13 protein-coding genes are annotated in these 15271 nt (G+C 71.5%); 10 read left to right on the top strand and 3 right to left on the bottom strand.

Annotated elements, in window-relative coordinates; genetic code table 11:
* Positions 1 to 232: 232 nt before the first annotated feature.
* From G8D98_RS03865 to G8D98_RS03845, 6 genes are all read left to right on the top strand, one after another.
* Positions 233 to 1573, top strand: a complete 1341-nt coding sequence (locus G8D98_RS03865) for an ABC transporter substrate-binding protein (protein ID WP_166099350.1) — start codon at positions 233 to 235, stop codon at positions 1571 to 1573.
* Between the two features lie 77 nt (positions 1574 to 1650).
* Positions 1651 to 3000 (top strand): ADP-ribosylglycohydrolase family protein, encoded by a 1350-nt coding sequence (locus G8D98_RS03860; RefSeq protein ID WP_205859696.1) that lies wholly within the window; start codon positions 1651 to 1653, stop codon positions 2998 to 3000.
* Positions 2981 to 3910 carry a carbohydrate ABC transporter permease gene (locus G8D98_RS03855; protein ID WP_166099347.1) on the top strand — a complete coding sequence of 310 codons (930 nt, stop codon included), beginning with the start codon at positions 2981 to 2983 and terminating at the stop codon, positions 3908 to 3910. The genes G8D98_RS03860 and G8D98_RS03855 overlap by 20 nt, the downstream gene beginning before the upstream one ends.
* The gene (locus G8D98_RS15650) at positions 3900 to 4232 is read left to right on the top strand and encodes an ABC transporter permease family protein (RefSeq protein ID WP_308788819.1); all 333 of its coding nucleotides are present in this window, start codon (positions 3900 to 3902) and stop codon (positions 4230 to 4232) included. The genes G8D98_RS03855 and G8D98_RS15650 overlap by 11 nt, the downstream gene beginning before the upstream one ends.
* Entirely contained in the window at positions 4205 to 4717 is a 513-nt protein-coding gene (locus tag G8D98_RS15645) for a carbohydrate ABC transporter permease (protein ID WP_308788820.1), read from the top strand. Before G8D98_RS15650 ends, G8D98_RS15645 begins: the two co-directional genes overlap by 28 nt.
* 78 nt (positions 4718 to 4795) lie before the next feature.
* On the top strand, positions 4796 to 5809 hold the full coding sequence (locus G8D98_RS03845) for a LacI family DNA-binding transcriptional regulator (RefSeq protein WP_166099343.1): 1014 nt from the start codon (positions 4796 to 4798) through the stop codon (positions 5807 to 5809).
* A 36-nt stretch (positions 5810 to 5845) separates the two neighbouring features.
* Here G8D98_RS03845 and G8D98_RS03840 read toward each other — a convergent pair whose 3' ends face one another.
* On the bottom strand, positions 5846 to 6889 hold the full coding sequence (locus G8D98_RS03840; protein ID WP_166099338.1) for a LacI family DNA-binding transcriptional regulator: 1044 nt from the start codon (positions 6887 to 6889) through the stop codon (positions 5846 to 5848).
* A gap of 256 nt (positions 6890 to 7145) precedes the next feature.
* Here G8D98_RS03840 and G8D98_RS03835 point away from each other — a divergent pair, with 256 nt between their 5' ends.
* The gene (locus G8D98_RS03835) at positions 7146 to 7349 is read left to right on the top strand and encodes a cold-shock protein (RefSeq protein WP_166099335.1); all 204 of its coding nucleotides are present in this window, start codon (positions 7146 to 7148) and stop codon (positions 7347 to 7349) included.
* Positions 7350 to 7434: 85 nt separating this feature from the next.
* Here the strand turns inward: G8D98_RS03835 and G8D98_RS03830 are convergent, their stop codons facing one another.
* The gene (locus tag G8D98_RS03830) at positions 7435 to 9315 is read right to left on the bottom strand and encodes a penicillin-binding transpeptidase domain-containing protein (RefSeq protein WP_166099332.1); all 1881 of its coding nucleotides are present in this window, start codon (positions 9313 to 9315) and stop codon (positions 7435 to 7437) included.
* A gap of 146 nt (positions 9316 to 9461) precedes the next feature.
* Between G8D98_RS03830 and G8D98_RS03825 the strand changes: the two genes are divergently transcribed.
* Both G8D98_RS03825 and G8D98_RS03820 read left to right on the top strand, forming a co-directional pair.
* Complete coding sequence (locus G8D98_RS03825) at positions 9462 to 10910, top strand: LCP family protein (RefSeq protein ID WP_229661866.1); 1449 nt, start codon at positions 9462 to 9464, stop codon at positions 10908 to 10910.
* Positions 10911 to 11078: 168 nt separating this feature from the next.
* Positions 11079 to 12545 (top strand): mannitol dehydrogenase family protein, encoded by a 1467-nt coding sequence (locus tag G8D98_RS03820; RefSeq protein ID WP_166099329.1) that lies wholly within the window; start codon positions 11079 to 11081, stop codon positions 12543 to 12545.
* On the opposite strand, the gene G8D98_RS03815 is transcribed toward G8D98_RS03820, so the two are convergent.
* Positions 12542 to 13573, bottom strand: coding sequence for a helix-turn-helix domain-containing protein (locus G8D98_RS03815; RefSeq protein WP_229661867.1), 1032 nt, complete (start codon positions 13571 to 13573; stop codon positions 12542 to 12544). The genes G8D98_RS03820 and G8D98_RS03815 overlap by 4 nt on opposite strands.
* Positions 13574 to 13837: 264 nt before the next feature.
* Here G8D98_RS03815 and G8D98_RS03810 point away from each other — a divergent pair, with 264 nt between their 5' ends.
* Positions 13838 to 15202: an ABC transporter substrate-binding protein gene (locus G8D98_RS03810; protein ID WP_166099327.1), complete on the top strand. Its 1365-nt coding sequence runs from the start codon at positions 13838 to 13840 to the stop codon at positions 15200 to 15202.
* The last annotated feature ends 69 nt before the right edge of the window (positions 15203 to 15271 follow it).

The raw sequence follows: 15271 nt of genomic DNA, 5'->3' as shown, positions 1-15271 counted from the left end.
GGACCGCTCGTCACCAGTCCTACCGACCCTGGTGCCTCGATGTCAACGCGAGTTGCACAGCCATGGGACACGTCGGTCAAAACGGCTTCGTGACAGGCGCTACACCGGAGAAACACGTATTGACACGTGTTGACTCGAAGCGATACAGTCCGACCACGATCACACGGCGACGCAGACGGCTCAGGCCCCTGGAGGTCGCTCGATCCCGTTCCACGAATACGAAGAGGTACTTGTGAACACCACTACTCGTCGCGGCTTCCTCGGTTTCGCCGTCGCCTCCGGTGCCCTCGGGGTCGTCGGCTGCTCCGCTCCGGGCTCGGACAGCTCGGGCACCACCTCCACCGGCCCGGTCTCGACCTCGCTGCCCACCGGCTCGCTCTCGTTCGACATGACGGTCGCCACCGGGAACGGGCTCTACGCCAAGCTCGTCAAGCTCTACGAGAAGAAGTTCCCCGACGTGACGGTGAACCTTCGCGAGGAGGGCTTCAACAGCCTCGTGACGAACGAGGCCCGGATCGCCTCGTCCAACGACCCGCCCGACGTGCTCTACCTCAACGCCTTCGGCAACCTCGTCAAGGACGGGCTGCTCACCAGCCTCGACCCCTACGCAGAGGCCTACGGCTGGAGCGAGTGGTCGCAGTCGCAGTTCCGCACGACGAGCTCGACCGACGAAGGGGTCCGCGGCAGCGGCCACCTCTACGGGGCGGGCCCGGGCTTCGGCACCACCGGGGTCTTCTACAACAAGAAGCTCGCCGAGCAGGTCGGGATGACCACCCCGCCGGACACCCTCGAGGAGCTCGAGAGCGTTCTGGCGGCCGCGAAGGCCAAGGGCGTCCTGCCGTTCATGAGCGACGGGAAGGACGCCCGGACGGCCTACCCCCTGCAGAACCTCATGATGATCTACACCTCCGACCCGGACGCCCTCTCCAGCTGGTTCTTCGGCACCCCGGGGACGACGATCGACACCCCGGAGGTGCTGGAGGCGGTCCAGAAGCTCGACGAGTGGGTCGGCAAGGGCTACTTCCCCGACGACGTCAACAGCCAGGACTCGACGACGTCGATGAACCAGTACATGAGCGGCAAGGGCCTGTTCTACGTCGACGGGAACTGGGACGCACCGGCGCTGGACAAGAACAACAGCGGCGAGTTCGGCTTCTTCCCCTTCCCGGCGAAGGAGTCCGGCGGGGTCCACTACTCGATGTCGGCCGCCACCCTGCTGGCGGTCCCGTCGAAGGCCACCGCGAAGGACGAGGCCGTCTCGTTCCTCAACTTCGTCCAGACCGACGACGACGCCCGCCAGGCGGCGCTCGACATCGGCGGGCTCATCCCGGCCGGCCCGAACGACGCGAACCCGGTCTCCGCGAAGGCCGGCAGCGCCCTCGAAGGCTGTGTCGAGTCCTTCGACCAGGTTCTCCAGGAGAACGGTCTGGTCGAGTTCATGGCCAACGCGACGTCCTCGATGCTGCAGAGCACCCTGACGCCCCAGATCCAGCTGCTCTTCGCCGGCAAGACCACGCCCGAGGCGTTCATCGAGAAGGTGCAGAGCGACTTCGAGTCGGTCGTGGGCTCCTGACCCCTCGACCGCAGCCCCGTCCGGTCGGCGCCCGGGCGGGGCTGTCGCCCGCCGCCGCCCCCAGAGGAGGAACATCCGTGCCCGAGCTCGACCAGGCGTACGCACACAGTGGGTTCGACGCCTTCGTCCCCAAGGACCTGCTCGCCGACGAGCTGCACCAGCTGCAGGAGACCGGGTACGACGTCGAGGAGCCGGTCCGGGCGGCGAACGCCATCGACCCTCGGGACGAGCAGGCCCAGCTGGCGCTGCTCGACTCCCTCGACGAGGCGCGGCTGCCGCGGGGCCCGTGGTCCTACGAAGAGCCCGACGACCTCGAGGGCATCACGGCCTCGTGGGAGCCGGGCCTGCCGGTGGCGCGGCCCGAGGAGGCGCACGTCGCCGAGCGGCTGGCCGCCGCGTGGACCGGGCGGATCGCCGGGTGCAACCTCGGCAAGCCGGTCGAGCAGGCCGCGTTCTGGACGGTCGAGCGCATCCGTGACTACCTCCAGCGCCTGGATGCCTACCCGCTGCGGGACTATCTCCCCGTGATGGACCCGATGCCCGAGGAGTTCCGCCTGCTCGACAACTGGACCGAGACCACCCGGGGCAACGTCCACGGCTCGGCCCGCGACGACGACATCGACTACACGATCCTCGCGCTGCACATGCTCGAGGAGCACGGCTCGGGGCTCACCGCGGACCTGGTCGGGCAGTACTGGCGCGACCTCTTCCCGATCGCCAAGGTCTACACCGCCGAGCGTGCCGCCTACCGCAACCTCGTCCGCGGGCTCCCCGTGCCGGAGACGGCGCGGTTCCGCAACCCGTACCGGGAGTGGATCGGCGCGGCGATCCGCGGGGACGTCTTCGGGTACGTCCACCCGGGCGACCCGGGCGCCGCGGCCCGCGCCGCCTACCAGGACGCACGCCTCTCCCACGTCCGCAACGGGGTCTACGGCGAGATGTGGGTGGCGGCCCTCGTCGCGACGTCCTTCCTCACCCGGGACGCGTCCGAGGCCCTGACCACCGCCCTCGGGGTGGTGCCACCCGGCTCCCGCTTCGCCGAGGCCCAGCGCCTCGTCCTCGACCTGCGTCGCGCGGGTGCGACGTGGGAGGAGGCCCTCGAGCGGGTGCGCACCGAGTACGCGTTCACGCCGTGGGTGCACGCCGTCAACAACGCCGCGGTCGTCAGCCTGGCCCTGCTGTGGGCCGACGGCGACTGGGCGACCGCGACCGGCTCCGCGGTGATGAGCGGCTGGGACACCGACTCCAACGGCGCCACGGTGGGGTCGGTCGCCGGCGTGCTGTGGGGGAGCGCCTCGATCCCGGAACGCTTCAGCGACCCGCTCGAGGACCGCACGCGCTCGGCGCTCTTCGGCTACGACCACTCGCGCATCTCCGACCTCGCGCAGCGGACGGTACGGCTCGGCCATGAGCTCGCCGGTCGCTAGCCCGCGCCGGGCCGCGCGCGCGGCGGCTGCCTCGCGCAGGCCGCGGCGGCGGGCGTGGAGCGGGCTGCTGTGGGTCCTGCCGGCGGCGGTCGCGTACGGCACCTTCGTCCTCTACCCGCTGTGGGAGACGGTCCGGTACTCCTTCTTCGACTGGGACGGGATCGGGGTCGCGACGTTCAGCGGGGCGGCGAACTACCTGCGGGTACTCACCGACGACGAGCTGCGGCTGTCGATCGTGCACGCCTTCGTCCTCATCGTCTTCTTCTCCTTCCTGCCGATCCTCGTCGCGCTGTTCGTCGCGGCCGTCCTGCGCGACATGCGCAGCAGGACGGGCACGACCGTGGCCCGGGTGGTGCTGTTCATCCCCCAGGTCCTGCCGCTCGTGGCCTCGGGGATCGCCTGGACGTGGATGTACTCGACGACCGGGCCGATCAACCAGGTGCTGGGCGCCCTGGGGCTCGGTGACCTCGCCCGGCCGTGGCTCGCGGACTTCACGACCGCACTGCCGGCGGTGGGCATCATCGGCACCTGGGTGGCACTGGGGTTCTGCGTCGTCCTGCTGTCCGCGGGCATCGGCAACATCGACCCGGCGCTCTACGAGGCGACCGCCCTCGACGGCGCCGGCTGGTGGCAGCAGTTCCGGCACGTGACGATCCCCGGGCTGCGCTCGGAGATCACCATCTGCCTCACGGTCACGACCATCTCGGCGCTGTCGAGCTTCGACCTGGTCTACGTGAGCACGAGCGGTGGGCCCGGCTACCAGACGATGGTCCCCGCGGTCGAGATCTACCGGCTCGTGTTCATCGAGAACCGGGTCGGGCAGGGGTCGGCGCTCGCTGTCGTCCTGACCGTGCTCGTGCTCCTGATCGTGGGTCTTCTGCAACGGATCGGACGGACCGATGAGAGCTAGCCGCGACGCCGCGTCCCGCACCGTGCTCCTGGTCGTGCTGTGCCTGGTCACGGTCTTCCCCCTGCTCAGCATGCTGTCCTCGGCACTGCAGCCCGAAGGGACCGTTCCCGTGGGCATCTCGTGGCCGACGGACCCGCACTGGGAGAACTTCGTCCTCGCCTGGGAGGCTGCGCACTTCTGGCCACTGCTCATCTCGAGCGTGCTCATCGTGCTCGGGGTCGTGCCGCTCAGCCTCGCGCTGGCGACCTTCGCGGGCTACGGGCTGGCGATGCTCCGGCCGAAGGGCACAAGATCGTGGGCGCGGTCTTCGTCCTCGGGCTGACCCTCCCGGGCGAGGCGCTCATCACGCCGCTGTACTACCAGATGCGCGACTGGGGGCTCCTCGGCACCCGCTGGGCGCTGATCCTGCCGCTGGTGGGGCTGAACATGGCCTTCGGGATCTACTGGATGCGCTCGCACTTCAGCAGCATCCCCGCCGAGCTGCACGAGGCGGCGAGCATCGACGGCGCGGGTCCGTGGAGCGCGTTCCGCCGGGTGCACCTCCCGCTGTCGGTCAACGCGATCTCCGCGCTGTCGATCCTGTTCTTCCTCTGGACCTGGAACCAGTTCCTCCTCGCGCTCGTGCTCGTCGACGACCCGACACAGCGGACGATGGCGGGGGGCATCGCGGCCTTCCAGGGCGAGTACGCGACCGACGTCGTGCTGCTCAACGCCGGTGCGCTCGAGCTGATCGTCCCCTCGCTGCTCGTGTTCATCGCCTTCCAGCGCCGGTTCGTCAGTGCCCTGATGCAGGGGTCCGTCCGGTGACCCGGTGAACTAGAGTTGCCCCGCCGACGCAGTCGGCTGGCAGGCGGCGGTCCCGCCCGAGGAGGAAGCCGGTATCCCGTGGGTGCGACTCGAGCCGATGTGGCGCGGCTGGCCGGGGTGTCTCCCGCGGTCGTCAGCTACGTCCTGCACGACGGCACCCGGCCGGTGGCCCCGAAGACGCGCGAGCGCGTGCTCGACGCCATCGCCAAGCTCGACTACCGGCCCGACCCCGTCGCGCAGGCCCTGCGGGGGCAGCGCACCCACTCGGTCGGGCTGCTCGTGCCCGACCACGACAACCCGTTCTACGCAGACCTGCAGCGCGAGGTCGAGCACCTGGCCTTCGACGACGGGCTCGTCCTCCTCGTCGGGACGACGGGGGCCGGGCGGGACCGGGAGACGAAGTACCTGCGTGCCTTCGTCGACCGTCGGGTCGACGGCCTGCTCATGATGTCCTCGCAGGCGCCGGACGAGCTCAGCCTCGTGGCGGCGGCCGGCATGCCGGTGGTCACCCTGGACCGGGTGCAGGCGGCGAGCGGTGTCTCCACGGTGATCTCCAACGAGCGCTCCGGAGCCCGGCGCGCGGTCGAGCACCTCATCGAGTGCGGCTACCGGCGCATCGGGTGCATCGCGGGGCCCGGGGAGTCCCAGGGAGCCACCGACCGGGTCGCGGGCTGGAAGGAGGGCCTGGAGGCGGCCGGGCTGGTCGCCCAGGAGCGCCTCGTGTCGCGGGGGCCGTTCAGCCGGGAGGGTGGGACGAGCGCCGCGCTGGCCCTCCTCGGGGACGTCGACGCGCTGTTCGTCTCCTCCGACGTCCAGGCGGCGGGCGTCGTGGCGCTCACGCACGCCCGCGGCATCGCCGTCCCCGACGAGCTCGGCATCGTGTCGTTCGACGGCACCGACCTCGCCCGCTACTCGACCCCGGCGCTCACGGTGGTCGAGCAGCCGATGCGGGCCATGGCGGAGGTGGCCATGCGCCGGCTCAACGGGCTGATCGCCGACCCCGGCCGCACGCCGACCCACGACGTCCTCGAGCCGCGGCTCGTCGTGCGCGAGTCGACCCGGCCGCGGGCCGCCGCAGGGCCCGAGGCCTGAACCCCGAGCGTCGAGCCGGCGCTCGCGACCTCGGCGTCAGGAGGGCGCGGAGATCTCGCCGGACCCCCGCGGGACGAGCACCGGCTCGAGGACGACGTGCTGCGGGGGTGAGGTGTCGCCGTCGACCCGGGCGAAGACCCGGGCAGCCGCCGTGCGCCCGATCCGCTCCATGTCCTGGCGGACCACGGTGAGCGGGGGGTCGAGCAGGTCGGCCAGGGGGAAGTCGTCGAACCCGACGAGCGCGACCTCGTGGCCGAGGCCGAGGTCGCGCAGCGCGCGCGCGGCGCCCGCGGCGAGGATGTTGCGGCTGGCGAAGATCGCCGTCGGCGGGTCGTCGAGGGCGAGGAGCCGGTGGGTCGCCTCGGTGGCCTGCTCGGCGGTCGTCAGGTCGTCGACGACCAGCCGCCCCTGGGCGTGCAGCCCACGCTCGGTGTGCGCCGCGACGAACCCGGCGAGCCGGTCGCGGGCGGTGCTGATCCACGGCTGGAACAGCACCGCCCCCACGCGGCGGTGCCCCCGGTCGAGCAGGTGGCCGGTGGCCAGCCGGGCCCCGAGGACGTTGTCGACGGTGACGGCGTCGCACTCGACGCCGCGGGGCGGGCGGTCGACGAAGCACACCGGGGTCCCGGTACGCAGCTCGCCGACGAGGTAGTCCTGCCGCTCGCTCGCCGGCATGACGACGAGGGCGTCCACCCGGCGGGTGACCAGGTCGTGGACGAGCGCCCGCTCGCGGTCGGCGCCGCCGTCCAGGCTCGCCGCGAGCACCCCCGTCCCTCGCTCCCGGGCCACGTCCTCGAGCCCGCGCAGCACGCCGGCGGAGTAGGGGTTGGAGATGTCCTCGACGAGGGCGCCGACCAGGCCGGTGCGCGCACCGGTGCGGCGCAGGGTGCTCGCGGCGAGGTTGGGGCGGTAGTCGAGCCGCCGGACCGCCGAGCGCACCCGGTCCCGGACCGCCGGTGACACCCCGGGCTCGTCGTTGACGACCCGGGAGACGGTCTTCAGGCTCACCCCGGCGAGCGCGGCGACGTCGCGCATCGTGGCACGGGCCCGGCCGTTCCCGGACAGCGATGTCACCGCCATGCCCCGATTGTGGCCCGTCGGTCCTCGGCTCGCGGGGAGGCGCATGCGGTCGGTGACGACCGGATGACCGTGACGTGGACAGCAGGCAAGTGACCCGCCGCGTGGGGGCATCCTCTGCTAGGTTCCGTGGAGGTTGCAGTTCAGCAGTACCTCGAAGGTCGAATTACCCTCGCGCCACAGGGGGCTGGAGTCGCATCCACGGTCGGCGTGACGTGCGCCGGCCGAGTGCTCGACAGGAAAAGGAAGTACCCCCCACATGGCACAGGGCACCGTGAAGTGGTTCAACGCCGAGAAGGGCTTCGGGTTCATCGCCCAGGACGGCGGCGGCCCCGACGTGTTCGTTCACTACTCCGCGATCGACGTCCAGGGCTACCGCACCCTCGACGAGGCGCAGCGGGTCGAGTTCGAGGTCACCCAGGGCCCCAAGGGTCCCCAGGCCGACCAGGTCCGCCCCATCTGACCCGGGTCACCCGAGTCCTCGCGACGACCCCCCCCCGGTCCGCCGGGCGGGGGTCGTCCGCGTCCGGCGCGTCACGCGCGGCCGGTCACCCCTGCGCGAGGTCGGTGAGGAAGGCCTTGGCCACCGGGGCCGCGGTCTCACCGCCGGTGACCCCTGCCTCGACGAGGACGGCGAACGCCACGTCGCCCTGGTAGCCGGTCAGCCAGACGTACGGCTGCCCCGCGCCGGCGTGCGACGCGGTGCCGGTCTTGGCACGGACGGTGCCGCCGGGCGTCCCACGCATCACCGACGCCGTCCCCGAGGTGGCGGTGTCGGCCATCATCGAGCGGATCTGCCCGACGGCCGTGCCGTCGAGGGCGACCGGCCGCGGCGACCCCTTGGAGCCGACGACGAGCTCCGGTGCCACGTACGTGCCCCGGCCGATGCTGCCCGACATCACGGCGAGCGCGAGCGGCGAGACCTCGTCGCGTCCCTGGCCGATGACCGCCGCGGCCTGGTCGGTGCCCTTGGTCGTCTCGGGGACGCTGCCGTCGAAGGCGCCGGCGACGCCGAGCGAGTCGGCCCACCCCGCCCCGATCCCGAGCGCCTCGGCGGCGTCGGTGAGGTCGGTCGTCCCCAGGCGCTGCGAGAGCGAGATGAACGCGGTGTTGCACGAGTGGACGAAGTCCTCGGCGAAGCTCACCTCACCGTCGATCGACTCGCCCGCGTAGTTCGTGAACGAGCGCCCGTCGACGGTGACGCTCGGTGGGCACGGCACGGTGCTCGAGGGCGTAGTCACCCCCTGGGTGAGGTAGGCGTAGGTGCTCGCGACCTTGAACGTCGACCCCGGCGGGTACCTGCCGGTGACGGCGCGGTCGAACCCGTTCGTCGGCGAGTTCGCCGCCGCGAGGACCTGCCCCGAGGGGACGTCGACCGCGACGACGGCTGCGGGCGCATCGAGCCCGGAGTCCTCGAGGGCCTGTTCGGCGGCCTCCTGGACCGAGGGGCTCAGGGTCGTCTCCACGTCCTTCCCGTCGACCGGGTCGGCGGTGAAGAGGGTCCGGTCCGCGCTCGTGGTCACCGTGACGCCCGGGGTGCCGGCGAGGGTGGAGTCGTACTGGCGCTGCAGCCCGCTCAGGCCGGCGCGGTCACCCGCGACGTAGCGGCCCTCGCTGTCCTCGACGATCTCGGCGGTCACCTCGCCGACGGTGCCGAGCAGCGGCTGCCCGAAGGTGCGGGTCGGGCCGAGCGGCTGGGTGGCCGTCGGCGCGATGACCCCGGTGATCGCCTCGAGCCGGGCCTTGCGGGGTGCGTAGTCGGACTCGCGGTAGGTGATGACCGGGATGGGCGCCTGCGACCCGGACTTCTTGCGGTCGGCGAGCGCCTCGACGACCGACCCCGGGGTCACGCCGGTGACCTCCTCGAGCGCCGCGGCGTCGGCGGCGTCGGCCTGGACCGGGTCGAGCTGGACCTGGTAGACGGTGCCCTGGGGCATCAGGGGCTCACCGTCCCGGTCGAGCAGGTCACCCCGGGCCGGGGTCGTGCGCTCGAGGGACATCGTCTGCCCGGCCCGGAGCTTCGGGTGCCACGGTGAGCCGTCCCTGGGCCCGGCGACCACCCAGCCGCTGTCCTGCTCGAGCAGCCGTACGGGGGTCTCGTAGGACCACGTCGTGTCACCGGGGAGGGTCCAGGTGACGCTCAGCTGCGCGGTGGCGCTCGTCCCCGAGCGGCTCAGGTCCTCGCCCGAGGCGACGACCGTGGCGGACCCGAGGCCCTTGGTCGCGGCGGCGAAGTCCTTGGCCGCGCCCTTCTCGGCGAACGGGACCCCGGAGAGGTCCTTGGCGCCCCAGGCCTTCGCGTAGCGGGTGAGCAGCGCCCGGGCGGCGCTGTCGCGTGCGCTCTCCCGGTCGCGCCACCACCACAGACCGCCGGCCCCCGCGGCCAGCACGAGCGCGGCGACGGCCACCCAGGCGATTCGACGTCCCATGCCTCCATCCAACCCGATGATGCGCCACGGCACCGCCCGGACACGGTTGCGCACGGCGGGTCACAGCAAGCGTCCGTACACTCGGGTCGTCCGCGTGCTGTAGCCCCGGTGCGGCGCCGGGCGGCGTGGCGTGAAGGAGCCCACCGGTGACCGAGACTCCCCGGAGTACGCGGGCCGAGCGGCGCCTGTCCCGGGCCCGAACCGTCCGCCGACGCCGCATCGCCCTCGTCGCGACCGTGTTCGTCGTCGTCCTGGCCCTCGTCGCCGGGAGCGCCTGGTGGCGGCTGCAGGGGAACATCAGCCGGATCGACGTCAGCGGCGACCTCGCGACCGACCGACCGACCGCCGCGGCCGGCCCGCTGAACATCCTGCTCATCGGCTCCGACACCCGTGTCGAGCAGGACGCCACGGATGCCGAGGACCTCGTGGGCGCGCGCTCGGACACCACGCTCGTCGTGCACCTGTCCGCCGACCGCAGCGAGGTCACCGTCGTCTCCATCCCGCGCGACTCGATGGTGCGCATGCCCCCGAACTGCGACGCCAGCGTCCCGAAGGACGAGTGGCCGGTCCAGCAGTTCAACGCGGCCTTCAGCCTCGGCGGCCCGGCGTGCCTGATCAACACCGTCGAGGCCGACACCGGGCTCTACCTCAACCACTTCGCCGTCGTCGACTTCACCGGGTTCAAGGGCATGGTCGACGCTCTCGGCGGCGTCCCGGTCTGCACTCCCGTCGCCATCGACGACGAGAAGGCGCACCTCAAGCTCGCCGCGGGTACGCACGTGCTCAACGGGACCCAGGCCCTCGGGTACGTCCGGGTCCGCTACACCGAGGGCGACGGCTCCGACCTCGGGCGGATCGAACGCCAGCAGGCGTTCCTCTCCTCGGTCGTCCAGGAGGCCACCCGGACCTCGCTGCTGCTGCGCCCCGACAAGCTCTACGGCTTCCTCGACGCGGCGACCAAGGCGCTGACCACCGACAAGCAGCTGAGCGTCGGGACGATGAAGGACATCGCCACCTCCGTCAAGGACGTCGGGGTGGAGAACGTCGCGTTCGTCACGGTGCCCGTGCGCACCTACCCCGAGGACCCGAACCGGGTGGAGTGGACCGAGGCCGCCGACACCCTCTGGCAGGCCCTGCTCGACGACGAGTCGGTGACGAAGAAGACGACGTCCACGCCCACCGCCTCGGCCAAGGCGCTCACGGTGAGCCCTGCCGACGTCCCCGAGGTCGTCATCGTCAACGGCACCGGCGTCGACGGGCTCGCCGGCCAGGACGCCGAGATGCTGCGCGTCCAGGGGTTCCCGCAGGTGCTGACGGGCACCACCGACGAGCGCCGCGACGGGGTGCTTGTCGAGTACCCGCCAGGGCAGAAGGAGGCGGCGCGGACCGTGGCCGCGGCCTTCCCCGGCGCCCGGTTGAAGCGCTCCTCGGACACCGGGTCGAGCATCCGGGTGACCGTCGGGCCCGGCTCCAAGGCGGTCGTCGAGGTCCCGAACCGGCTCGGCAGCGACCCCGTGCCCTCACCGTCGATCACGGCGCCCGCTGCCCAGTCCTCCATCGAGGCCCGCACGGCCGACGAGGACATCTGCTCCTGAGCGGCCGTGACCGCCCGGACTGGTACGAAGTCCTCGCGTGCTGGTGGTTTTAGGTGCTCAGGTGCGCCCAGGGGTCGCCAAACGAGCAGGAACTTGGTTACATGCCTGGAGACCCGCGGTGCCGCGAGCGTGCGCGGCCGAGGGGCCGCACGTGAAAGGACATCCTCCGTGACCGCGCTCACGACATCGACGACCTCCGACTCCGGCGTGCCCTCGCCGACCTACGACCGCTCGGCGGCGAGCGTGGGCATCGTCCATTTCGGCTTCGGCAACTTCCACCGCTCGCACCAGGCGATGTACCTCGACCGGCTCATGGGGTCCGGCGACGGCCTCGACTGGGGCATCTGCGGCGTCGGGGTGCTCCCGCAGGACGCGGCGATGCGCGACGCGATGCGTGCCCAGGACTGCCTCTACACGCTCGTCGTGCGCCACCCGGACGGCTCCCTCGAGCCGCACATCCTCGGCGCCGTCCTCGAGTACCTCTTCGCCCCCGAGGAGGCCGAGGCGGTCTACGACCGGCTGGCCGACGAGGCCGTGCGCATCGTCAGCCTCACGGTGACCGAGGGCGGTTACCTCAAGAACGCCGCGACCGGCGCCTTCGACGCCACGGACCCGGCGGTGGTGCACGACGCCGGCGACCTCGAGCACCCGCAGACGGCCTTCGCGTTCATCGTCGAGGCCCTGCGTCGCCGGCGGGAGGCCGGCCAGGCGCCCTTCACCGTCCTGTCCTGCGACAACCTGCAGGGCAACGGCGACATCGCCCGGCAGACCATCGTCGGGTTTGCCCGGCTCGTCGACCCCGGTCTGGCCGACTGGATCGAGGCCGAGGTCTCCTTCCCCAACTGCATGGTCGACCGGATCACGCCGGCGACGACCGATGCCGACCGGGAGACCCTCGCGCGCGACTTCGGCATCGAGGACCGCTGGCCGGTGCCCGCCGAGCCGTTCACCCAGTGGATCGTCGAGGACCACTTCCCTCTCGGGCGGCCGCGGCTGGAGACGGTCGACGTGCAGTTCGTCGACGACGTCAAGCCCTACGAGCTGATGAAGCTGCGGCTGCTCAACGCGAGCCACCAGGCGATCGCCTACCTCGGTGCCCCCCTCGGCTACACGCTCGTCGACGAGACGATGCGCGACCCCCGGGTCACCCGCTTCCTCGAGCGGTACATGGCCGACGAGGCCGCGCCGACCCTCGGCGAGCTCCCGGGCATCGACCTGCCCGCCTACATGGCCACGCTCATCGAGCGGTTCGCCAACCCCGGCATCAAGGACACCCTCGTGCGGCTGGCGACCGACGGCGCCAACCGGATGGCGACCTTCACGCTGCCCGCGGTGCGTGCCAACCTCGAGGCCGGCCGGCCCGTGCGGCTCGGCGCGCTCATGGTCGCCGCGTGGGCCGAGTACTGGGCGCTCATCGCACGGGGTGGGCTGGCGGACACCGAGGTTCCCCCCGACGTGCACGCCGACGAGCTGCGTGCGGCCGCGGCCGACGAGGACCCGGCCGCCTTCGTGGAGATCGAGGCCGTCTTCGGCGACCTCGGCCGGGACGGGACCTTCCGGGAGGCCTACCTGCAGGCGCGCGCCGCACTCGCGGCGGAGGGCGTGGCCGCGACCCTCGACGAGGTCCTCGGCTAGGGCTCGACCGGCGCCCGCAGCCCGAGGCTGAACACCTCCGGCGGCGGCTTCTGCGAGGACTCGAGCCGCCGGTAGGCCGTCGGTGTGATCCCCACCTCGGCGAGGAACTGCCGGTTGAAGTTGGCCATGTTGTGGTAGCCGCTCAGCGCGGCGACCTGGGCGATGGCGTGCTCGGTGGTGTCGAGCAGCCGGCGCGCGTGTGCGATCCGCAGCTTCTTGACCATGTTGCTGAAGGTCATGCCCGTCGCGGACTTGAAGTACTTGGAGAAGGTCGGCTCGCTCATGTACGCCAGGTGGGCGGCGGTCGAGAGCCGGATGTCGCCGGTGAGGTTCTCGAAGATGTAGGACAGCCCGGCCTCGACCGCGTTGAGCGAGTTGGCGTCCGTGGGGCGTCCGAGCCACTCGCCGGCCACGACCTCGTGCTCCTCGGCCGGTGAGCGGGCGAGGATGCCGAGCAGCCGGAAGAAGGCCGCCATCTGCTCCGCCCCCCGGGTGCGGGTGACCTCGAGGATGACCTCGGCGGCCCGCCAGGCGGTGGCCCCGGAGAAGACGAGGCCGCGCGAGGACGCCTGCAGGACGGTGTCGAGCTCCTCGAGCTCGGGGATCAGCGCCATGCACTGGCGGATCCACTCGTCGGTGAACTGGACGACGGCGTCCCGGTCGACGGCGACCTGCCCCTCGGGGAGGTCGCTCACCCAGTCGTGGGGCAGGTTCGGCCCCATGATGCTCACCTGACCGGGGGAGAACGTGCCGACGTGGTCGCCGACGATGAAGCTGCCGTGCGTCTTGGTGATCAGGTGGATCTCGTACTCGGGGTGGGCGCCCCAGCCGCAGATCTCGCTCGGGAAGTCGTGGGTGAGCGCCCGGATGGCGTGCTGCGGGTGCGGGGGGATGACCTCGCGCCGCGGTGCGGGAGGTGCGGCGTGCCGCACGAGGGGGACGTCGGCGCTCGCGCCCTCGACGCTCATCGACGGGAAGCCGGCCAGCCGGGCCCGGGGGGTGCCCGTGGACTGATACGAAATCGTCACCACTCCTCGTCGACCGCGTCGTCGGTGCGGGGAGCTGCAGGGTGCCGCTCCGCCGCCTCGCTCACCCGAGTCGGGGACCGCACGGGTGAGCATCGGAAAAATAGTATCGAAAGGGCGGGCCCGATGGTGCTTGTCGCCGCCGAGACGGGGCGGCGAGCATGTGCGGTGTTCCACGGCGGCATGCGCCTCGGAACGCCCCGGGGAACCGGGGAGCAGCGTCCCTCCCGGGGCCGGGAGGGGACAGACCTACCAAAGGAGTTAGGCATGCGACGCACGAAGCGCGCCCTGACCTTCGGCGCCGGTGCGCTGGCTTCGGCCCTCGCGCTGGCGGCGTGCTCGTCGGGCAACGTCTCGTCGGACAGCGGGTCCGGAGGGGGCGACGGTGAGAACGTGACCCTCAACCTGGCCACCGTGAACAACGGCCAGATGAAGGACATGGAGAAGCTCAAGAGCGAGTACGAGGACGCCAACCCCGGCACCACCGTCAACTTCCAGGTCATGGAGGAGGGCGACCTGCGGGCCGCGGTCACGGCGGACGTCGCGAGCGGCGCCGGCCAGTACGACATCGTCACCATCGGGGCATACGAGACCCCGCAGTGGGGAGCCAACGGGTGGCTCGTCGACCTCACCCCCGACCTCGAGGCCGACTCCTCCTACGACGTCGACGACCTGCTCCCGCCGGTGCGCGACGTCAACACCTACGACGACAAGCTCTACGCCGTGCCGTTCTACGGCGAGTCCTCCATCCTCATGTACAACAAGGAGGTCCTCGACAAGGCCGGGGTGACCATCGGGGAGAACCCCACCTGGCAGGAGGTCGCGGCGGCGGCCAAGCAGGTCAACACCAAGAAGATGGCCGGCATCTGCATGCGCGGCAAGCCGGGCTGGGGTGACCTCTTCGCCCCGCTGACGACCGTCGTGCAGACCTTCGGCGGCAACTGGTACGACAACGACTGGAACGCCACCGTCGACACCCCGCAGTGGAAGCAGGCCATCACCTTCTACAAGACGATGCTCGACGACTCCGGCGAGGCCGACCCGGTGTCGTACTCGTTCAACGAGTGCCTCACCGCGCTCAAGGAGGGCAAGGCCGCGATGTGGGCCGACGCCTCCGTCGCCGCGTCGATGCTCGAAGCCGACGACTCGCCGGTCAAGGGCAAGATGGGCTACGCGCACATGCCGGTCGTCGAGACCCAGGAGTCGGGCTGGCTGTGGAGCTGGAACCTCGCCATCCCGTCCTCGACCAAGCAGCAGGACGCGGCCCTGAAGTTCGTCAAGTGGGCCACGAGCAAGGAGTACATCGAGCTCGTCGGTAACGAGATCGGCTGGTCGAACGTGCCCCCGGGCTCGCGCACCTCGACGTACGAGATCCCGGAGTACAAGGAGGCCGCGGCCGCCTACGCCCCGATCACGCTCGACGTCATGAGCTCGGTCAACCCGAAGCAGCCGGGCGTCGACCCGCAGCCGTGGGTCGGCATCCAGTACGTCTCGATCCCGGAGTTCCAGGACGTCGGCAACCAGTGCGCCCAGCTCGTCGCGGACTACATCGCCAACCGCACCTCGGTCGACGACGCACTGGGCAAGTGCCAGAGCCTCGCCCAGAAGGCGGGCGACGCACACAAGGGCTGACCCAGCCCGTCACGACCTCGGGTGCCGGGGACCGCCACGCGCCGTCCCCGGCACCCGGAGCCGCCCCTC

The organism is Phycicoccus endophyticus (assembly GCF_011326735.1).
GTDB lineage: Bacteria > Actinomycetota > Actinomycetes > Actinomycetales > Dermatophilaceae > Phycicoccus > Phycicoccus endophyticus.
Note: the sequence above shows the minus strand (reverse complement) of the source record. Positions and strands in the feature narration are given on the sequence as shown.